Genomic DNA, 21,349 nt, shown 5'->3' on the forward strand with positions numbered 1-21,349 from the left:
AGCCAGAATTAGTTGCTTTCCAACATATGAATAATCTGGTTTGCTACGACTTTCGCGCTCTGATCGTCGGTGCGAATGGTCACGTCAGCAATCTCTTCATACAGAGGATTGCGTTCGTCAGCCAACGCTTCCAGAACTTCACGAGGCGGCGATTCTACCTGCAGCAGCGGGCGTTTCTTGTCACGTTGAGTTCGCGCAAGTTGTTTTTCAATTGTCGTTTCAAGATAGACCACGACGCCACGCGCGGAAAGACGGTTACGTGTTTCACGTGATTTAACAGAGCCACCGCCAGTTGCCAGCACAATACCCTGTTTTTCCGTCAACTCGTTGATGACTTTTTCTTCGCGATCACGGAAGCCGTCTTCACCTTCTACATCGAAGACCCAGCCCACATCAGCTCCGGTTCGTTTCTCAATCTCTTGATCAGAATCGTAAAATTCCATATTGAGTTGTTGAGCTAACTGGCGCCCAATAGTGCTTTTTCCGGCACCCATAGGCCCAACCAGAAAGATATTGCGTTTCTCTGCCATTTTTTCGGTACTACTAAGACTATTCGTTAATGGTAAACCCGCTTCGCAGACACTCAGCGCAGCAGGACATGAACTGAAACCTCATAAGATATTGCGAGAGTCAGACTGAAAATTATCTCAATACTCAAGCGGGTTTGGCAACTGAATAAATCACCAAACCTTACGCATTTCTGGTCGTGGCAGGCATGCTACCCTGCAAACATCAGACCTGGCGACGTATCGCGCAGCCAAATGACACCAAATAAGCCTATGACACACCACCAGAAAGGCAAAGCGTATTTACTGCCGCATAAGTAAAGAAAAGTACCGACACTCAAATCGGTACTCCTTGTATGCTAAATACACCCGCACGTCAAATCTCTGAAACGTGTTCAGTGCAAAAACAACGGCTTTTCATGCATAAGTTATTGCGTTGAAACCAGTCTGGGCGTAATAAAAACCACTAATTCACGCCGTTCGTCTTCTTTACCATCATGACGAAAGAGAGAGCCAAGCCAGGGGATGTCGCCCAACAGCGGCACGCTGTCGGCTGCGGATTTATTCTTATGTGAAAAAATCCCGCCCAGCGCAATCGTCTCGCCGCTTTTTACCTCGACCTGAGTTTCAATCTCCTGCTTATCAATAGCCAGAACTTCGCCATCCGCCTGCTGTAGCACCTGCCCGGGAACATTCTGGCTGATATGCAGTTTCAGTCTGATTCGTCCTTTCTGCAATACGGTGGGCGTGACTTCCATCCCTAATACAGCTTCCTTGAACTCGACGGATGTCGCGCCGCTTTCACCGCTGGAGACCTGATAAGGGATCTCACTACCCTGCTTAATACTGGCAGGTTGCAGGTGAGAAGCCAGTAAGCGTGGACTGGCGATGATGTCCAACTGCTGTTTTTGCTCCAGCGCAGACAGCTCCAGCTCGAGTAAACGACCGTTAATACGGCCAATGTTAAATCCCACACGGGATGTGGCTGTGGATACAGAAAGATCGCTGGCAAGCGTTGTGACGTTCCCCACCGCCCCCGATTGCTGTGCGTCAGCCAGCGACCACTTCACCCCCAGCTCACGCAAGCTTTTTTCATTAATCGTCACGATATGCGCCGCCAGTTCGACTTGTGCAACCGGCAGATCCATTTGCGCCACCCACGTTTCCAGTGCGTTAAGCGCAACGCTATTATCACGCAGCAGTAAGCGGTTGGTGCGTTTATCCACCGTCATGCTTCCTTTGGCGCTGAGCAGCTTTTCTCCGGCTTTTGCCAGCTCGGAGGCATCAGCATATTGCAAAATGATACTGAGATGTTCCAACGGCAGGCTGGCCTGAAGCCGTGCCTGCTCATTGTCCTGACGAGCCGCATTTTCACTCTGCCATTGAACAGAATGCACATGCAGAATGTTGCCTTCCTGACGTAATACCAGCCCGGCGCTTTTCACCACCGTTTGCAATGCCTGCTTCCAGGGCACATCCGTCAAATGCAGTGACAGCACACCGCTGACATCCGGTGAAACTACCAGGTTTTTCTTTTCCTGTTCGGCCAGCGCCTGCAATACCTGCACAACCGGCACATCATCGACCACCAGCGTCACGTTTTGCGATTTCGCCGCCAGTACGCTCTGAATCCCGACCACCAGTACGAGTACTATCCATGCCATCCATCGCTTCATTTATCGCTCCTTGTCGTTGCCACTGCCACTGCGACGGCTCGCAGTTTTTCCCTGTGTCGAGGGTTACGCTCTGGGCCGTTATCTGCGTAACCGTCCAACCGTTTTTCAGGACATCATTTCGCTCAACCCGCTGCCATTTTTTCTGGCTATCCTGAACAATGCCAATGGGTCGCGCGCCCTGGCTCAATATTCCCTGATAGCGCCATGCCGACAGCTCAGCAATTTGGCAACGGTCCTCCGGCGGCAGGAAGGGATTACGCATACCGGTGAGTATCAGTACGCTTACGCACGCCAACAGCCAGCGTTCAACCATCATTCAGGCGCTCCAGTTGTAGTGTTAACAGCAGCTCCGCACCTTCTGCGTAAAGAGAAAACCGGCGGACGTTCATCCCTTGCTCCGCCAATTGGTCAAACATCGGCGGGATGACATCCCAGCCTGGCTTCAGCGTCATTTCTCCGCCCTGTGCGGAGGGTTGCCAGTGGATAAGATGTGCAAGAGGAGTCTGAAACAGCAGTGGAGAGAACGGAATCAGCGTCTCTTCAGGCTCTTCTGGCGATGCCACCAGCAGATATAAATTTCGCCATTGTGCCTGAATGGCCGCTCGTTGCTGATTTAGCGCCTCTTGTTGCATAACTCGTTTCTGCGCGGTGGAGCTGAGGCATAACATGACGACGATGAGCAGTCCCAGCATCCAGCCACAGCCGCAGATGAGCCGAAAGCGCGGCGACTGCGCTAACCAGCTATCACAAAGCGTTTTCATGCGCACCGCTCCGCATCAGTCGATAGTGGAATTGCCAGCGTCCCTGCGCATCCTGCTGCGTTTCGCCAGGGCTACCCAATTTAAACAGCGGCAGCTGGCGTAATTGCGCTTCCAGCGCCTTCAGCGCGGCAAAGCTCAGCGTGTTTCCCGTCAGTTCCAGTGTCTCCTGCTGCCAGGTGATTTTTGTTAACCACGCCTGCTCCGGCAGTAATTCCGCCAGCCCTTGCAAAACCCGCTGCCAGCTTCGGGTCTGCTCACGCTGTTTGTTCCGCGCTTGAACCTGTTGCCATCGTTGCTGGCGCTGCTGCACACGCGGCTTTAGCGCCATTAAAGCCTCGGCCCGCGTCTTTTCGGCATCCGCTAACAACAATTCGACCTGGTTTTCTACGCTCAAAACGCTGTAATAGCGCAACAACACGCCGCTACTAAGCAGTAGCGAAGCGCCAAATAAAACACTCCAGAAGCGTAGGCAGGCGCGACGTCGCGCCTGGCGCCAGGGCAGAAGATTGATGGTCGCTATCATCAACATGTGCCTCCCATAGCGAGTCCCAGTGCAATGGTGAAGCGATGGCTTTGCGTTGGAATTGGCGGCTGGCGTACGGACACCACGCTTAAAGGATCGAAGCCGCTGGGATCGCATAGCGCAATGGCTGTCGTGGAAAGCGATAATGTCGCGGCAAGCTCGTCGATACAGCCAATATCGCCCGTTGATTTACGCCCCCATGCCGAACGGGTCGCCCATAGCCACTGGGTGTCATCACGCCATACCAGACACTGATGATGTTCTGGCAGGTAAGGTATAAATCGCTGTAACGCGCTGGCATCCGGCGTAATCGCCGTAACCTGTACCTTCAACGTTTGGATAAGCGTCAGAAGCGCTGAAATCTCTTTGCTTTGCGCGGCAGTGACGTTAAACGCCGGGCTTAACGTGTCTTCGCTATAATCAAAATGCAGCGCATCCGGCGCCATATCCAGTTCACGCGCCATCGAACCGGATAACCATGCTGCTTGCTCCGGCTCGCGCAACATCATTTCCGGACGAGGGTACTTTTTTTGTAACGTCCTGTTGGCAGGAAAAGAGAGATGAATATGGTGTCGGCGAGGAAGCTCCCGGCTCCACGGCAGTAGCGCTGCGACAAGCTGTTCAGGCTCGCGAATGTGGCCATCGACGATAACCTGAGGCGTCAGCGGTATACGCCACCAGCGCTGGAGAAACCAACCGGATGCGTCGTGAACTACGGCGACAGCCAGCGCTTCATGTTGCTGAATATGCAGACCAATTTTCCAAATATTGAAAGCCATTGCTGATGATCTCCTTATCACCCGTTGCTTTAACGGGTATATCAATGCGTCTGGCTTGCCTTTATACTACCGCGCGTTTGTTTATAAACTGCCCAAATGCCACTAAATGGGAAATCTCCAGTGAAGTTCGTAAAGTATTTATTAATCCTTGCAGTATGTTGCATCCTGCTGGGAGCAGGCTCGATTTATGGCCTCTATCGCTATATTGAGCCGCAATTACCTGACGTCGCGACGCTCAAAGATGTGCGTTTACAGATCCCGATGCAGGTTTACAGCGCTGATGGCGAGCTGATCGCGCAATATGGCGAGAAACGTCGAATCCCGGTCACCCTGGATCAGATGCCGCCGGTAATGGTTAAAGCCTTTATCGCTACCGAAGACAGTCGTTTTTATGAGCACCACGGGGTAGACCCGGTGGGGATCTTCCGTGCTGCCAGCGTCGCGCTGTTCTCCGGCCATGCATCGCAAGGGGCCAGCACCATTACCCAACAGTTGGCGAGAAACTTCTTCCTGAGCCCGGAACGTACGCTGATGCGTAAGATCAAAGAAGTGTTCCTGGCGATCCGCATTGAACAACTGCTGAGTAAAGATGAGATCCTCGAACTGTATCTGAACAAGATTTACCTGGGGTATCGCGCTTATGGCGTAGGTGCTGCCGCGCAGGTCTATTTCGGTAAGACAGTTGATCAGCTCAGCTTAAGTGAAATTGCGGTGATTGCCGGTCTGCCAAAAGCGCCGTCAACCTTCAACCCCCTCTATTCGATGGAAAGGGCAACCGCGCGACGTAACGTCGTACTGTCGCGTATGTTGAGCGAAAACTACATCACGCAGGCCCAGTACGATCAGGCGCGCGGCGAAGCCATTGACGCCAACTACCACGCGCCGGAAATCGCCTTCTCCGCGCCGTATCTCTCTGAGATGGTGCGCCAGGAGATGTATAACCGTTATGGTGAGAAAGCCTATGAGGACGGGTATCGCATCACCACCACCATTACGCGCAAAGTACAGCAGGCTGCTCAGCAGGCAGTACGTAACAACGTAATGGATTACGACATGCGCCACGGTTACCGCGGCCCGTCGAACGTGCTGTGGAAAGTGGGCGAAAGCAGTTGGGACAGCAAGAAAATCACCGATACGCTGAAAGCGCTACCGACTTATGGTCCCCTGCTACCGGCGGTTGTTACCAGCGCCAATCCGCAGGAAGCCATTGCCGCGCTGGCGGATGGTACGTCAGTGTCATTACGGATGGATGGCATGCGCTGGGCGCGTCCTTACCGCTCGGATACCCAGCAAGGCCCGACGCCGCGCAAAGTGACTGATGTGGTGCAAACCGGGCAGCAAATCTGGGTACGCCAGGTTGGCGATGCCTGGTGGCTGGCGCAAGTACCGGACGTCAACTCCGCACTGGTCTCCATCAATCCGCAAAACGGCGCGGTGCTGGCGCTGGTCGGTGGTTTTGACTTCAACCAGAGCAAGTTTAACCGTGCAACCCAGGCGTTACGCCAGGTGGGTTCCAACATCAAACCATTCCTGTATACCGCCGCGATGGATAAAGGTCTGACGCTGGCGAGCATGCTCAACGACGTGCCGATCTCCCGCTGGGATGCCGGCGCGGGTTCCGACTGGCAGCCGAAGAACTCACCGCCGCAATACGCCGGTCCTATCCGCTTACGTCAGGGGCTGGGTCAGTCGAAAAACGTGGTGATGGTACGCGCCATGCGCGCGATGGGCGTGGATTACGCGGCAGAGTATCTGCAACGTTTCGGCTTCCCGGCACAGAACATTGTGCACACCGAGTCGCTGGCGCTGGGTTCTGCCTCATTCACGCCGTTGCAGGTGGCGCGCGGTTATGCAGTGATGTCGAACGGCGGCTTCCTGGTCGATCCGTATTTCATCAGTAAAATCGAAAGCGATATGGGCGGCGTTATCTTCGAGGCGAAGCCGAAAATTGCCTGTCCGGAATGCGATATTCCGGTGATTTATGGTGATACCCAGAAATCTAACGTGCTGGAAAACAGTAACGTCGAAGATGTCGCCGTCTCGCAGGAACAGCAGAATGCCGCCGTGCCTATGCCTCAGCTTGAGCAGGCAAACCAGGCGCTGGTCGCGCAAAGCGGAACGCAGGAGTACGCTCCACATGTGATCAACACGCCGCTGGCCTTCCTGATTAAAAGCGCCCTGAACACCAATATCTTTGGTGAGCCGGGCTGGATGGGAACCGGTTGGCGTGCAGGTCGCGATTTACAGCGCCATGATATCGGCGGGAAAACCGGGACCACCAACAGCTCTAAAGATGCATGGTTCTCTGGCTACGGGCCAGGCGTGGTGACGTCGGTATGGATCGGGTTTGATGATCATCGCCGCAATCTCGGACACACGACGGCTTCTGGGGCGATCAAAGACCAGATCTCCGGCTACGAAGGCGGCGCAAAGAGCGCACAGCCTGCCTGGGATGCCTATATGAAGTCCGTGCTGGAAGGCGTGCCTGAGCAGCCGCTGACGCCGCCGCCGGGTATCGTGACGGTCAATATCGATCGCAGCACCGGTCAACTGGCAAGCGGTGGCAACAGCCGCGCAGAATACTTCATTGAAGGCACTCAGCCGACGCAACAGGCGGTGCATGAGGTGGGGACGACCATTATCGATAATGGTGAGACGCACGAACTGTTCTGATCCCTGACCGATCAAAAAAAGGCGCTTCGGCGCCTTTTTTATTATTCGTGAAGAGAAATTAAAGCCGCCCTTGTCCTTTCAGCCATTCGCGCACGAGGAACAGCGCACTCACATTACGCGCTTCGTGAAAATCAGGATCTTCCAGCAGGTCCATCATATGCGCCAGCGGCCAGCGCACCTGCGGTAATGGTTCAGGCTCATCACCTTCCAGCGATTCAGGATATAAGTCCTCCGCCACCACGATGTTCATTTTGCTGGAGAAATAGGACGGCGCCATGCTGAGTTTCTTTAAAAACGTCAGATCTTTTGCGCCAAACCCCACCTCTTCTTTCAGCTCCCGATTCGCCGCTTCGTACACGCTTTCGCCAGGATCGATTAACCCCTTGGAAAAACCCAGTTCGTAAGATTCGGTCCCGACCGCGTATTCGCGGATGAGGATCAGGTGGTCGTCCACAATCGGCACAATCATTACCGCTTCACGCGTGGACGGGCGCATACGTTCATAAACGCGGCGTACGCCATTGCTGAACTCAAGGTCCACGCTTTCGACTTTAAACAGCCGGGATTGGGCGACGGTTTCCACTTTCAAAATCGTGGGTTTCTGTAATGATTTGCTCATTGTGAGGATCTTTGCTGTGAAATCTGGGGTTATTGTGCGATATACCGCACGGTTTCGGCAATGTGAATTGCCGTTTATTTACATTTATGTAACGTACTAAAAGTTAATCCCTATTTCAAATTAAAAGTCAATAGGTTGAAATAACTCCAGGAATTTGCTGATATTCCATTTTTAGTGATTTTGCTATGATTCGCATTTACTGGGCTGTACTTAAAGATGCTCAAGTTCGACTCCACACTTGCCGATAGCCAACCACAGAATCACGAATATTGAACAGGGTGCGACTGACCACGCCTGACAGACTAAGTAAGATGGGGAAAGCATGAGCACCATTCTGATTTTTTTAGCTGCTTTGCTGGCCTGCTCATTGCTTGCAGGATGGCTACTCAGAACGAAATCCAGACGGAAAAATTTACCCTTGAGCAACGTCTTCTCAGACGCCTCGAAGCGTAAACTCACGCCTGAAGAGCGCAGTGCAGTCGAAAACTATCTCGAAAGCCTTAGTCAAATTCAGCAGGTACCTGGTCCAACGGGCGCCAGCTCCGCGCCCGTGTTATTAACGCTGAATGCCCAAAGTAATAGCGTCATCGTACTTACGCACGCGATTACACGTTACGGCATTACTACCGACGATCCTAACAAATGGCGTTACTATCTTGATTCCGTTGAGGTACATCTTCCCCCTTTCTGGGAACAATACATCAATGACGAAAACAGCGTTGAGCTAATCCACACCAATACGATACCGCTGGTTATCTCCCTGAACGGCCATACGCTGCAGGAATATATGCAGGAAGCGCGTGGCTATGCGTTACAGCACACCGCTTCTACCCAGGCGTCCATTCGCGGTGAAGAAAGCGAGCAGATTGAACTGCTGAATATTCGCCAGGAAACCCATGAAGAATATGCGCTCAGCCGCCCGTCGGGATTGCGCGAGGCGTTACTGATTGCTGCATCGTTCCTGCTGTTCTTTTTCTGTTTGATAATCCCGGATACGTTTGTTCCGTGGACAGTTGGTGGCGCGGTGCTGCTACTGGCTGCGGGTCTGTGGGGGCTGTTTGCCCCACCGTCTAAAACCGCCCTGCGGGAAATTCATTGTTTGCGCGGTACGCCGCGTCGCTGGGGGCTGTTTGGCGAAAACGACCAAGAGCAAATTAATAATATCTCGCTAGGTATTATTGATCTGATTTATCCACCGCACTGGCAGCCTTACATCGCACAAGATCTTGGCCAGCAAACGGATATTGATATTTATCTCGATCGCCACGTTGTACGCCAGGGGCGTTTTTTATCGCTGCATGACGAAGTCAAAAACTTCCCGTTACAGCACTGGCTGCGCAACGCCGTCATCGCGGGCGGCTCGTTGCTGGTGCTGCTGATGCTGCTGTTTTGGATCCCGCTGGATATGCCGATAAAGCTTACGCTTTCCTGGATGAAGGGCGCACAAACTATCGAAGCCACCAGCGTTAAACAGCTTGAAAACGCGGGCGTTCGCGTGGGTGACACGCTGCATCTGAGCGGTACGGGTATGTGTAACATTCATACCCAGGGGAGCTGGAATGCGCAGCCTTCCGCGCCGTTTATGCCTTTCGATTGCACGCAAATTATCTGGAATGACGCGCGCGCATTACCGCTGCCTGAGTCCGATCTGGTGAATAAAGCCACCGCGCTCACGCAGGCGGTAAACCGCCAACTGCACCCCAAAGCGGATGATGACTCTCGCGTCAGCGCATCGTTACGCTCGGCAATTCAAAAGTCCGGAATGGTGTTACTGGACGATTTTGGCGAGATTGTCCTGAAAACGGCCGATCTGTGCGCGGCCAAAGATGAATGTGTACGTTTAAAAAATGCACTGGTTAACCTTGGTAACAGTAAAGACTGGACAGCGCTTGTGAAACGGGCGAACGCAGGCAAACTGGATGGCGTGAACGTGCTGCTGCGTCCGGTAAGCGCGGAGTCGTTGGATAATCTGGTGAATACCTCTACGGCGCCGTTTATTTCACGCGAGACTGCGCGAGCGGCCCAGACGCTGAATAGCCCAGCCCCTGGCGGTTTCCTGATTATCAGCGACGAAGGCAGCGATCTGGTCGATCAGCCGTGGCCGACAACCTCGCTATATGACTATCCCCCACAGGAACAGTGGAACGCCTTCCAGCGTCTGGCGCAGATGCTGATGCAGACGCCGTTTCGCGCGGAGGGGATCGTCACCAATATTTCGACCGACGCCAATGGCACCCAGCACATTGGCCTGCACCGTATCCCGGATCGTTCAGGATTATGGCGTTACCTTGGCACGACGCTGCTGATGTTCACCATGCTCGGATGCGCTGTCTACAACAGCATACAGGCCTTCAGACGCTACCAGCGTCACCGCTCCCGCATCACGGAAATTCAGAGCTACTACGAAAGTTGCCTGAATCCAACGCTGATTGACAACCCGGAAAGCCTGATTCGATAACACGCTCGCGCGACAGGATATGCTACCCTGTCGCGCATCATGTTTTCTTCTGGGGAGTTTCCATGCAGATCAATATTGCCTGGCAGGATGTCGATACCGTGTTGTTAGATATGGACGGCACGCTGCTCGACCTGGCATTCGATAACTATTTCTGGCAAAAACTGGTGCCGGAAACCTATGGCGCGAAACAGGGTATCTCTCCCCAGGAAGCCCAGGACTATATTCGTCAGCAGTATCATGCCGTGCAGCATACGCTAAACTGGTACTGCCTGGATTACTGGAGCGAATGCCTGGATCTTGATATTTGCGCCATGACAACGGAACAGGGACCGCGCGCCGTTTTGCGTGAAGATACCGTACCGTTTCTTGATGCCTTAAAAGCCAGCGGCAAGCGCCGTATTTTGCTCACCAACGCGCATCCCCATAACCTGGCGGTGAAGCTGGAGCATACCGGTCTGGCCTCACACCTTGATTTATTACTTTCCACCCACACATTTGGTTATCCCAAAGAGGATCAGCGGTTATGGCACGCTGTGGCTGAAGAAACGGGAATGAGTGCAGAGAAGACGCTGTTTATTGATGACAGCGAACCCATTCTCGACGCCGCTGCTCTGTACGGTATTCGTTACTGCCTCGGCGTGACCAATCCCGACTCAGGCATCGCGGAAAAACAGTACGCACGCCATCCGTCACTGAATGACTACCGCCGACTGATCCCCTCACTGATGTGAAGGAGACGCCATGAAAGAAAAGCCCTCTGCTGAAGTCAGGCTGGATAAATGGCTGTGGGCTGCGCGCTTTTACAAAACGCGTGCGCTAGCCCGCGAAATGGTTGAAGGCGGTAAGGTGCATTACAACGGCCAGCGCAGCAAACCGAGCAAGATTGTCGAGCTGAACGCCACCCTCACCCTGCGCCAGGGAAATGACGAGCGAACGGTCATTATCAAGGCTATTACCGAGCAGCGTCGCCCGGCCACGGAAGCCGTTACGCTGTATGAAGAAACCGCGGAAAGCGTAGAAAAACGCGAAAAAGTGGCGCTGGCGCGTAAACTTAACGCGTTAACCATGCCGCACCCGGACAGGCGACCGGACAAGAAAGAGCGCCGCGACCTGTTACGATTTAAACATGGCGACAGCGAGTGACTGTCACCTGCAAGAGAGATGATTATGCCGCAACATGACCAATTACATCGTTATCTGTTTGAAAACTTTGCCGTGCGCGGCGAGCTGGTGACCGTTTCGGAAACCCTGCAACAGATCCTCGAAAATCATACTTACCCGCAGCCGGTCAAGAACGTACTGGCTGAACTGCTGGTCGCCACCAGCCTGCTCACCGCCACGCTGAAGTTTGCCGGTGATATCACCGTACAGCTGCAGGGCGATGGTCCGCTGAGCCTGGCCGTCATTAACGGCAACAACAATCAGCAGATGCGCGGCGTGGCCCGTATGCAGGGCGATATCCCTGAAGGCGCTGATCTTAAAACGCTGGTAGGCAACGGCTACCTGGTGATCACCATTACCCCAGAAGAAGGGGAGCGCTATCAGGGCGTGGTTGGTCTGGAAGGCGACACGCTGGCCGCCTGTCTGGAAGATTACTTCATGCGTTCTGAACAGTTGCCGACACGTCTGTTTATCCGTACTGGCGACGTCGATGGCAAACCCGCTGCTGGCGGGATGCTTCTGCAGGTAATGCCGGCGCAAAACGCGCAGGCAGATGATTTCGATCACCTGACAGCCCTGACCGAAACCATCAAAACTGAAGAGCTGTTAACGCTCCCGGCCAACGAAGTGCTGTGGCGCTTGTACCACGAAGAAGAGGTTACTCTCTACGATCCGCAGGACGTTGAGTTCAAATGCACCTGTTCACGCGAACGCTGCGCTGGCGCACTGAAAACGCTGCCGGACGAAGAAGTGGACAGCATTCTGGCGGAAGAAGGCGAGATCGATATGCACTGCGATTACTGCGGGAGCCACTATCTGTTTAACGCCATGGACATTGCTGAGATCCGCAGCAACGCTTCCCCGGCGGACCCGCAGGTACATTAATCACCACTGCCTATCCGGCCCACTATCGTCGACCGGATAGGCGTTCGCACCGCCATCCATCAAAACGCTATCTGCAACACGCTCACTCGTTGTAATAATTCATCGGCAATCGGGTGCCACCAATGGTGATATCACGCCAAACTCTGGGGGCTGAATTCAGTTGATGATTCGCCACCGCCTGCAGCAGTTTATCCTTATTGAATCCTGCAGGTAGCTGACCTGATGCGATGAGTTCCCATTTATCCTCTTTCCTGGCAAAGACCAGACTCTCACCATCGCCAAAAGCATACAGCACCTGCTCAGGCTTACCATCAGCATTGAGGTCCTGATCGACCAGGACGCATGCATCCTGCTCAACGCAGGATGTAATGCGGTAGCTCTGCCCTTTGACAAACGCCCAGAAGGTCTCATCGGGTTGCCTGCTACCCGGAGCTATCATCACTTTCGGCGCTAGTTGAGTGATAGTCAGGTTCTGCATGGGATCGCGACGTCCTTGCAGCAGAGAATTTAAGTCGCGCCGACGCTTACTGTCTTGGTTAAACGCCGCATCTTTTTGTAATGCCTCCAACGCCGCACGTCCCGGTTTTCCGCTATTACCCAACATATACAGGCTGACCTGATCCGGCTTAATTTTGCCGCTATGATACAGCCCCATATGGCTGTTGACGCTGATGCGCCAGGCATCAATAACCGGCGACGACAGCAAAATCAACAGCCCCAACGCCAGCAACGACACGCAAAGAATCACCTTCCCCTGAAGCTCAAGCGAATTGCGCCCACGGCGTAAAATACTCGCCAGATAGCCAAACGACCAGAGCAGCAGCACACAGACCACCAGCACGCCATATAAACGCTCGGGCGTCCAACCGTACTGTTGAATTCGCACCCACAGTGACCAACCGGCAATCAGCATATAGATGGGCGCGACAACCAGGGCGCATTTGATCAGGTAGCGTAACGCGGCTGGATAGGGAAGCGCCTCTTTCTGCGGCTCGCGAACGATAGCCATCAACAACAGCAGGAGCAGCGCCAGCGTTGACATCAACCCAGCCGCAGATACCCGCTGCGAGATAGCCTCCAGGCCGGTGAAGGGCAAGGTCAGCACAAACATCAGCGCCAGCAGCGCGACCAGGGGTAACAGACCGGTGGCGATCAAAGTCAGTAACTTTTGGACCGCCGCAACCAGACGCGACTGCGTGCGGGTCAGTACCACCGCCAGTGCGGTAACCAGGCCAAAGGCCACGTAGCCAAACCAGTCGGTATCAAAGAAAAGCGTGTCGAAGAAGGTAATACCAACGAGCTTAAACATCTCGCTCCATAGCAGGAGCACCATCCAGAACAAACCGTTGGCGACAAAGACAATCAGTAACGTCAGCGCATTAAGCCACAAACTCGTATAAAACTGCGCATAGCGCGCCTGCTGGCGGGATGCGTGGAGCGAGTACTGAATCCATGGCAATGCCAGCATCGCCATCAGCAGTAAGCGCCAGCCGTACAACATAAAAATATCATTTTGCCGCCACTTATCGCTGCCCTCGACTTGCCACTTTAGCCAGACGCTCATCGCCAGCACGACAACAAAGATCAGCGCCATCCAGTACCACAGCGCACGTTGTTTGAAAGAGACAACGGTGAGTAAAAGCGCCGAGGAGAGAGCAATTGTCGCGGGCATGCCATAGAACAGCCAGCCGTCATTATGCGGCACCAGATATGTCATCAGCAGGTAGCACAATATCCCCTGTAACAGGCCGATAGATATCATGCCCCAGCGAGTAGTACGTGAAAGTTCAACACTATCCATGTCGTCACCCAGAATGAAGAGAAAAGGTAATTATCGCATCAACTTCACAATTTTGAGCATTGATAGGCCGATCCCGGACCACTGCGGCGGGAAGTGAATCGATATTGTTTATGTATGAGTTACGTTATTTTCTTACGTGAATGCGATTACACTCACAAGTTTCCCGCCAAAAACACTCTCTATTAACGTTTTAAGAACATTTTCCACAACAAAAAAGGGTTTCCTGCCATAATATCCGCCTCTTTGTGACAGGAGTCGCAGCGCATTCGGTTATCCGTGATTTTCCCGGATGCGTAAATCTATGAGCCTTGTCGCGGTTAGCAATCCCTAAAAAACCTTACTATTCCAGGTAATACATATTGGCTAAGGAGCAGTGAAATGCGTGTGAACAACAGTTTAACCCCGCAAGATCTCAAGGCTTATGGTATCAATGACGTTCAGGATATCGTTTACAATCCAGACTACGACACGCTTTTCCAGGAGGAACTTGATCCAAACCTGGAAGGTTATGAGCGTGGCGTGTTAACAAACCTGGGCGCCGTTGCCGTTGATACCGGTATCTTTACCGGACGTTCGCCAAAGGATAAGTATATTGTCCGTGACGACACCACGCGCGACACGCTCTGGTGGTCCGACAAAGGTAAAGGTAAGAACGACAACAAACCGCTCTCCCCGGAAACCTGGCAGCATCTGAAAGGATTAGTCACCCAGCAGCTTTCCGGCAAGCGTCTGTTTATCATTGATGCATTCTGCGGCGCTAACGCCGATACCCGCCTTTCCGTACGCTTCATTACCGAAGTAGCCTGGCAGGCGCATTTTGTTAAAAACATGTTCATCCGCCCAAGCGACGAAGAGCTGGTTGATTTCAAACCTGATTTCATCGTGATGAACGGCGCTAAATGCACTAACCCGCAGTGGAAAGAGCAGGGTCTGAACTCCGAAAACTTCGTGGCTTTCAATCTGACTGAGCGTATCCAGTTGATTGGTGGCACCTGGTACGGCGGCGAAATGAAGAAAGGTATGTTCTCCGTAATGAACTACCTGCTGCCGCTGAAAGGCATTGCCTCCATGCACTGCTCGGCAAACGTCGGGGAAAAAGGTGATGTGGCAGTCTTCTTTGGCCTGTCCGGTACAGGAAAAACAACGCTGTCCACCGATCCGAAACGCCGCCTGATTGGCGATGACGAACACGGCTGGGATGACGACGGCGTGTTTAACTTTGAAGGCGGTTGCTACGCGAAGACCATCAAACTGTCTAAAGATGCCGAGCCGGAAATCTACAACGCAATCCGTCGTGACGCGCTGCTGGAAAACGTCACCGTGCGCGCAGATGGTTCCATCGACTTCGACGACGGTTCCAAAACCGAAAACACCCGCGTGTCCTACCCGATTTATCACATCGATAACATCGTTAAGCCGGTGTCAAAAGCGGGTCACGCCACCAAAGTGATCTTCCTGACCGCCGACGCGTTTGGCGTGCTGCCGCCGGTCTCTCGTCTGACGGCAGACCAAACCCAGTACCACTTCCTGTCTGGCTTCACCGCCAAACTGGCCGGTACCGAACGTGGCGTCACCGAACCGACCCCAACCTTCTCAGCCTGCTTTGGCGCAGCATTCCTGTCACTGCACCCAACGCAGTACGCAGAAGTACTGGTGAAACGTATGCAGGCGGCAGGTGCGCAGGCATATCTGGTTAACACCGGCTGGAACGGTACCGGCAAGCGTATCTCTATCAAAGATACTCGCGCGATTATCGACGCTATCCTGAACGGTTCGCTGGATGACGCAGAAACGTTCCGTCTGCCGATGTTTGACCTGGCTATCCCAACCGAGCTGCCGGGCGTGGATACTCGCATTCTCGATCCGCGTAATACCTATGCTTCTCCGGAGCAGTGGCAGGAAAAAGCCAACGCACTGGCGAAACTGTTTATAGAGAACTTCGAGAAATACACCGATACCCCTGCGGGTGAAGCGCTGGTTAGCGCCGGACCGAAGCTGTAACGAAGAGTGCCGTATGGCGGTTTCGCCTTATCCGGCCTACAGCAACAAAAAGGGAGGCATTTCGCCTCCCTTTCTTATGCGTCTTTCGTGATGCCCTGCGCGCGAGTGAAGGGAACCGGAAGCCAGGCGCGGATCGACAACCCTCCTCGTTCACTGGTGCCAATTTCCAGCATACCGTTATGGTTATCGATAATACGCTGCACAATCGCCAGACCCAGGCCCGTGCCGCTGGTACTACGCGCGCTGTCGCCGCGGACAAACGGCTGGAACAGGTGTTTACGCTGCTCCGGCTTGATGCCCGGACCATCATCTTCTACCTGGAACCAGGCGCGATGCGTCTCCGTACCGCTGCTGACCTTAATCCAGCCGTTGCCGTAACGGGCGGCGTTAACCACCATATTGGCAACCGCACGCTTGATCGACAGCGGGTGCATTTTCACCTGAATGCTACCCGGCAGCAGCGCAGTTTCGATTTCACGTTCATAGCCGCTTTCCGCTGCGACCACTTCGCCTAACACCGAGTTCAGATCCGCCATCTCCATCGGCATCTCCTGACCGGTACGCAGATAATCGATAAACTGCTCGATAATGGCATTACACTCTTCGATGTCCTTATTGATGGATTCCGCGAGATAACCATCCTCTTCGCCCATCATTTCGGTCGCCAGACGAATACGCGTCAGCGGAGTACGTAAATCGTGGCTCACGCCCGCCATTAACAGCGTACGGTCATCGGCCAGTTGCTTCACCCCCGCGGCCATATGGTTAAAGGCTCGGGTAACGGAGCGCACCTCTGAAGCGCCATACTCACGCAGCGGCGGCGGAATAATACCTTTCCCCACCTGCAGCGCCGCATGTTCAAGATCCACCAGAGGCCGGTTCTGGATACGGATAAACAGCCACGCGCCACCGATAGCCAACAGCATAATCGCCAGCGTGTAGCGGAACAGCGGTGAGAAATCGCCCTGATGGATCTCCGTCAGCGGCACGCGTACCCAGATATTGGGCGACAGCCAGGTTTTCAGCCATACGACCGGCGAGCTTTTGTTCACCTCAACGCGGACTTCCGTCGGACCGCCCAGTTGCTGCGCCATCTGATGGCTTAAGAATTCATAGTGTTGCGCCCAACGCAGTCCAGCTTCTTCAGCGGCCTCGTTGGAATAGAGGGAAATACCCAGCTCACGATAAATTTCCCGGCGGAATGCGGGCGGCACCACCAGTTGCGTACCGTCCTCCAGCTGCAGTTTATCGGTCATCAGCATACGAACTTCGTAGGCCAGGACCTTATTAAACTGCTGGAGGCTCGGCAGTATCGCGAAGTTCAGCACTACCAGGTAAGTCGTCACCAGGCTGGCAAACAGCAAGGTGACGATGAGCAATAACGTGCGGGCAAACGAACTTCGTGGCGAGAAGCGCATTCGCCTCATGCTTTAGAACCGTCCGGAACAAAGACGTAGCCGAGACCCCACACGGTCTGAATGTAACGCGGATGCGCCGGGTCCTCTTCCACCATACGGCGCAGACGAGAAATCTGGACATCGATAGAACGCTCCATCGCCGAATATTCACGACCACGGGCCAGGTTCATCAGCTTATCGCGGGACAGCGGCTCGCGCGGGTGGCTTACCAGCGCTTTCAGTACCGCAAATTCCCCACTGGTGAGCGGCATTGGCTCATCTTCACGGAACATTTCACGCGTACCGAGGTTCAGTTTAAACTTACCAAAAGCAATGACCGCTTCTTCCTGAGAAGGCGCGCCCGGCAGTTCGTTCGCCTGACGACGGAGTACAGCGCGAATACGGGCCAGCAGTTCTCGCGGGTTAAACGGTTTCGGAATGTAATCGTCAGCGCCGATTTCCAGCCCAACGATACGATCGACTTCTTCACCCTTCGCCGTGACCATAATGATCGGCATCGGGTTGCTTTGACTGCGCAGGCGACGGCAAATAGACAGGCCATCTTCTCCCGGCAGCATTAAATCCAGCACCATCAGGTGAAAGGACTCACGGGTCAGCAGACGATCCATCTGCTCAGCGTTAGCGACGCTTCGAACCTGGAAGCCCTGCTCGGTCAGATAACGCTCCAGAAGCGCACGCAAGCGCATGTCGTCATCGACCACCAGAATCTTATAGTTCTCTTGCATTGTTATTACTCCCAAAGGTTCGCAACAATTAAGTGTATATTCTTAAGAAAGCTAACGTGAGTCACCAGCGAATTCTGGTATGAATTCCAGGCTAAATTGTTACAAAGCATATTAAACAGCAGCTTAAGTATACAATGTTTCTCGCAATACATTATTTATTCTGTTGATATGCTCGCGTAATACTAATTGTGCGCATCATCACAGAGTCGAAGGTAAAACAATAAGATGAAAACGCCCCTGATAACCCGCGAAGGGTATGAAAAACTCAAACAAGAGCTGAATTACCTCTGGCGTGAAGAGCGCCCGGAAGTCACTAAAAAGGTTACCTGGGCCGCAAGTCTGGGTGACCGCAGCGAAAATGCCGACTACCAGTATAATAAAAAGCGTCTGCGTGAGATCGACCGCCGTGTCCGTTATTTGACCAAGTGCATGGAGAATTTGAAAATCGTCGATTACTCCCCGCAGCAAGAGGGCAAAGTCTTCTTTGGCGCGTGGGTCGAGATTGAAAATGACGATGGCGACATCCGTAAATTCCGTATTGTCGGCTACGATGAGATCTTCGGTCGTAAAGATTACATTTCTATCGACTCACCGATGGCGCGGGCGCTGCTGAAAAAAGAGGTCGGCGATCTCGCGATAGTCAACACCCCTGGTGGTGAAGCCAGCTGGTACGTGAACGAAATTGAATATGTTAAGTGAGACCGGAACAATCCGAAGCCCCGGTAGATGACTGGCATTTTTGCCAGTCAATCCGTATAACTATCCCCTGATTTTTTATCCTATAGACGAAGCTATCCATGATGAATGATTCTTTCTGCCGCATTATCGCAGGTGAAATTCAGGCTCGTGCTGAACAGGTAGAAGCTGCCGTTCGCCTGCTTGACGAAGGGAACACCGTGCCGTTTATCGCACGTTATCGTAAGGAAATCACCGGCGGTCTGGACGATACGCAACTGCGTAATCTGGAGACCCGTCTGGGATATCTGCGTGAACTGGAAGACCGCCGTCAGGCAATCCTGAAATCTATCGGCGAGCAAGGCAAACTGACCGACGATCTGGCGAACGCGATCAACGGCACGTTAAGTAAGACCGAACTCGAAGATCTCTATCTGCCGTACAAACCTAAGCGCCGCACCCGTGGGCAGATAGCCATTGAGGCCGGACTGGAGCCGCTGGCAGATCTGCTGTGGAACGAACCGTCCCATGACCCGGAAACCGAAGCTGCAAAATATCTCAACGCCGAAAACGGCGTGGCCGATACCAAAGCCGCCCTCGATGGCGCACGCTACATTCTGATGGAGCGCTTCGCCGAAGACGCTGCGCTGCTGGCAAAAGTGCGTGATTATTTGTGGAAAAACGCCCATCTGGTTGCCGCCGTGGTTAGTGGCAAAGAAGAGGAAGGCGCTAAGTTCCGCGATTACTTCGATCACCACGAACCTATTTCTACCGTTCCATCCCACCGTGCGCTGGCCATGTTCCGTGGTCGTAACGAAGGCGTGTTGCAGCTTTCACTAAATGCCGATCCGCAATTCGATGAGCCGCCAAAAGAGAGCCATGGCGAGCAGATTATCCAGGATCACCTGGGACTGCGCCTGAACAACGCCCCCGCTGACAGCTGGCGTAAAGGTGTTGTTAGCTGGACGTGGCGCATCAAAGTGCTGATGCACCTTGAAACTGAGCTGATGGGTACCGTGCGTGAACGTGCAGAAGATGAAGCGATCAACGTCTTTGCCCGTAACCTGCATGACCTGCTGATGGCCGCCCCGGCCGGGCTGCGCGCCACAATGGGTCTCGATCCGGGACTGCGTACCGGCGTAAAAGTGGCGGTGGTTGACGGTACCGGCAAGCTGGTCGCGACCGACACTATTTATCCGCATACCGGCCAGGCAGCCAAAGCCGCCGTTGCCGTGGCGGCGTTGTGTGAAAAATACAACGTTGAGCTGGTCGCGATTGGTAACGGTACGGCGTCGCGCGAAACCGAGCGTTTCTTCCTCGACGTGCAGAAACAATTCCCGAAAGTGACCGCGCAGAAGGTGATCGTCAGCGAAGCCGGGGCATCGGTTTACTCTGCTTCCGAACTGGCGGCGCTGGAGTTCCCGGATCTCGATGTTTCGCTGCGTGGCGCGGTGTCTATCGCCCGTCGTTTGCAGGATCCGCTGGCGGAGCTGGTGAAAATCGATCCGAAATCTATCGGCGTGGGCCAGTATCAGCACGATGTAAGCCAGACGCAGCTGGCGCGCAAGCTGGATGCGGTGGTGGAAGACTGCGTGAATGCCGTCGGCGTCGATCTGAATACCGCTTCCGTGCCGCTGCTGACCCGCGTTGCTGGCCTGACGCGCATGATGGCGCAAAACATCGTCGCCTGGCGCGATGAGAACGGTCAGTTTCAGAACCGTCAGCAACTGCTAAAAGTTAGCCGCCTGGGGCCAAAAGCCTTTGAACAGTGCGCGGGCTTCCTGCGTATCAACCATGGCGATAACCCACTGGATGCTTCTACCGTTCACCCGGAAGCTTATCCGATTGTGGAACGCATTCTGGCCGCAACCGAGCAATCGCTGCGTGACCTGATGGGCAACAGCAACGAACTACGCAATCTGAAAGCAGCCGATTTTACCGACGAACGCTTCGGGGTGCCGACCGTCACCGACATCATCAAAGAGCTGGAAAAACCGGGCCGCGACCCGCGTCCTGAATTTAAAACCGCGCAGTTTGCTGATGGCGTAGAAACCATGAACGATCTGCTGCCGGGAATGATTCTGGAAGGGGCAGTCACTAACGTCACGAACTTCGGCGCGTTTGTTGATATTGGCGTTCATCAGGATGGTCTGGTGCATATCTCTTCATTGTCGAATAAGTTCGTCGAAGATCCACACACCGTGGTGAAAGCGGGCGACATTGTGAAAGTGAAAGTGCTGGAAGTTGACCTGCAACGTAAGCGTATCGCACTGACCATGCGTCTGGACGAGCAGCCGGGTGAAACCAATGCGCGTCGCGGCGGCGGGAATAACGATCGTACTCAAAGCAATCGCCCGGCGCCAAAAGCCGCGAAACCTCGTGGTCGTGACGCACAGCCTGCGGGTAACAGCGCCATGATGGATGCGCTGGCGGCGGCAATGGGTAAAAAACGCTAGTGTGACTTTTGTGCCGGATGGGGGGATAACCTCCTTATCCGGCTGACTTGTCGCAATTAATTTGTAAGCCGGATAACACGCGTGAGCATCGCCATCCGGCATATTTAGTCTATTTCCCGCTTTCTACCGCCATATATTTATCACTTCATTAACAGATGAAACCTTAATTAAACATTAAGATCCTCACTAATTATTTCCGTGAATCATTCGTTCTCAACCAGAATAAATATTG

18 protein-coding genes are annotated in these 21,349 nt (G+C 53.7%); 8 read left to right on the top strand and 10 right to left on the bottom strand.

Annotated elements, in window-relative coordinates:
* Nucleotides 1-8: 8 nt before the first annotated feature.
* The 6 genes from aroK to OGV93_RS07635 all read right to left on the bottom strand — a co-directional run bounded on the left by aroK (nt 9) and on the right by OGV93_RS07635 (nt 4,245).
* A complete protein-coding gene (aroK, locus tag OGV93_RS07610; RefSeq protein WP_003023552.1) occupies nt 9-530 on the bottom strand; it encodes a shikimate kinase AroK in 522 nt (173 codons plus the stop codon).
* A gap of 404 nt (nt 531-934) precedes the next feature.
* A complete protein-coding gene (gene hofQ / locus OGV93_RS07615; RefSeq protein WP_279266739.1) occupies nt 935-2,182 on the bottom strand; it encodes a DNA uptake porin HofQ in 1,248 nt (415 codons plus the stop codon).
* Nucleotides 2,085-2,498: a HofP DNA utilization family protein gene (locus OGV93_RS07620; protein WP_141875804.1), complete on the bottom strand. Its 414-nt coding sequence runs from the start codon at nt 2,496-2,498 to the stop codon at nt 2,085-2,087. The genes hofQ and OGV93_RS07620 overlap by 98 nt, the downstream gene beginning before the upstream one ends.
* On the bottom strand, nt 2,488-2,943 hold the full coding sequence (locus OGV93_RS07625; protein ID WP_046274530.1) for a HofO family protein: 456 nt from the start codon (nt 2,941-2,943) through the stop codon (nt 2,488-2,490). Before OGV93_RS07625 ends, OGV93_RS07620 begins: the two co-directional genes overlap by 11 nt.
* Nucleotides 2,927-3,466: a PilN domain-containing protein gene (locus tag OGV93_RS07630; protein WP_049271935.1), complete on the bottom strand. Its 540-nt coding sequence runs from the start codon at nt 3,464-3,466 to the stop codon at nt 2,927-2,929. The genes OGV93_RS07625 and OGV93_RS07630 overlap by 17 nt, the downstream gene beginning before the upstream one ends.
* The gene (locus OGV93_RS07635) at nt 3,466-4,245 is read right to left on the bottom strand and encodes a type IV pilus biogenesis protein PilM (RefSeq protein ID WP_131380243.1); all 780 of its coding nucleotides are present in this window, start codon (nt 4,243-4,245) and stop codon (nt 3,466-3,468) included. Before OGV93_RS07635 ends, OGV93_RS07630 begins: the two co-directional genes overlap by 1 nt.
* 120 nt (nt 4,246-4,365) lie before the next feature.
* Between OGV93_RS07635 and mrcA the strand changes: the two genes are divergently transcribed.
* Nucleotides 4,366-6,918, top strand: a complete 2,553-nt coding sequence (gene mrcA, locus OGV93_RS07640) for a peptidoglycan glycosyltransferase/peptidoglycan DD-transpeptidase MrcA (protein WP_016157635.1) — start codon at nt 4,366-4,368, stop codon at nt 6,916-6,918.
* 58 nt (nt 6,919-6,976) lie between these two features.
* Here the strand turns inward: mrcA and nudE are convergent, their stop codons facing one another.
* A complete protein-coding gene (gene nudE, locus OGV93_RS07645; protein ID WP_016157636.1) occupies nt 6,977-7,537 on the bottom strand; it encodes an ADP compounds hydrolase NudE in 561 nt (186 codons plus the stop codon).
* A gap of 322 nt (nt 7,538-7,859) precedes the next feature.
* On the opposite strand from nudE, the gene igaA reads away from it, so the two are divergent.
* The 4 genes from igaA to hslO all read left to right on the top strand — a co-directional run bounded on the left by igaA (nt 7,860) and on the right by hslO (nt 12,041).
* A complete protein-coding gene (gene igaA, locus OGV93_RS07650) occupies nt 7,860-9,995 on the top strand; it encodes an intracellular growth attenuator protein IgaA (RefSeq protein ID WP_287109488.1) in 2,136 nt (711 codons plus the stop codon).
* 62 nt (nt 9,996-10,057) lie between these two features.
* Nucleotides 10,058-10,726: a GMP/IMP nucleotidase gene (gene yrfG, locus OGV93_RS07655; RefSeq protein ID WP_016157638.1), complete on the top strand. Its 669-nt coding sequence runs from the start codon at nt 10,058-10,060 to the stop codon at nt 10,724-10,726.
* A 10-nt stretch (nt 10,727-10,736) separates the two neighbouring features.
* A complete protein-coding gene (gene hslR / locus OGV93_RS07660; protein ID WP_016157639.1) occupies nt 10,737-11,138 on the top strand; it encodes a ribosome-associated heat shock protein Hsp15 in 402 nt (133 codons plus the stop codon).
* A gap of 24 nt (nt 11,139-11,162) precedes the next feature.
* Entirely contained in the window at nt 11,163-12,041 is an 879-nt protein-coding gene (gene hslO, locus OGV93_RS07665) for an Hsp33 family molecular chaperone HslO (protein WP_016157640.1), read from the top strand.
* An 82-nt stretch (nt 12,042-12,123) separates the two neighbouring features.
* Here hslO and OGV93_RS07670 read toward each other — a convergent pair whose 3' ends face one another.
* The gene (locus OGV93_RS07670; protein WP_103928705.1) at nt 12,124-13,842 is read right to left on the bottom strand and encodes a DUF4153 domain-containing protein; all 1,719 of its coding nucleotides are present in this window, start codon (nt 13,840-13,842) and stop codon (nt 12,124-12,126) included.
* A 378-nt stretch (nt 13,843-14,220) separates the two neighbouring features.
* On the opposite strand from OGV93_RS07670, the gene pckA reads away from it, so the two are divergent.
* The gene (pckA, locus tag OGV93_RS07675) at nt 14,221-15,843 is read left to right on the top strand and encodes a phosphoenolpyruvate carboxykinase (ATP) (protein WP_016154801.1); all 1,623 of its coding nucleotides are present in this window, start codon (nt 14,221-14,223) and stop codon (nt 15,841-15,843) included.
* Nucleotides 15,844-15,917: 74 nt separating this feature from the next.
* Here pckA and envZ read toward each other — a convergent pair whose 3' ends face one another.
* Both envZ and ompR read right to left on the bottom strand, forming a co-directional pair.
* Nucleotides 15,918-17,270, bottom strand: coding sequence for a two-component system sensor histidine kinase EnvZ (gene envZ / locus OGV93_RS07680; RefSeq protein WP_029139732.1), 1,353 nt, complete (start codon nt 17,268-17,270; stop codon nt 15,918-15,920).
* The gene (gene ompR, locus OGV93_RS07685; RefSeq protein WP_001157751.1) at nt 17,267-17,986 is read right to left on the bottom strand and encodes an osmolarity response regulator transcription factor OmpR; all 720 of its coding nucleotides are present in this window, start codon (nt 17,984-17,986) and stop codon (nt 17,267-17,269) included. Before ompR ends, envZ begins: the two co-directional genes overlap by 4 nt.
* A 225-nt stretch (nt 17,987-18,211) precedes the next feature.
* On the opposite strand from ompR, the gene greB reads away from it, so the two are divergent.
* Nucleotides 18,212-18,685, top strand: coding sequence for a transcription elongation factor GreB (greB, locus tag OGV93_RS07690; protein ID WP_016154802.1), 474 nt, complete (start codon nt 18,212-18,214; stop codon nt 18,683-18,685).
* A gap of 98 nt (nt 18,686-18,783) precedes the next feature.
* Nucleotides 18,784-21,117 carry a Tex family protein gene (locus OGV93_RS07695; RefSeq protein ID WP_016154803.1) on the top strand — a complete coding sequence of 778 codons (2,334 nt, stop codon included), beginning with the start codon at nt 18,784-18,786 and terminating at the stop codon, nt 21,115-21,117.
* Nucleotides 21,118-21,349 lie beyond the last annotated feature (232 nt).

The sequence above is a fragment of the Citrobacter sp. Cb031 genome, from assembly GCF_030336725.1.
GTDB lineage: Bacteria > Pseudomonadota > Gammaproteobacteria > Enterobacterales > Enterobacteriaceae > Citrobacter > Citrobacter braakii.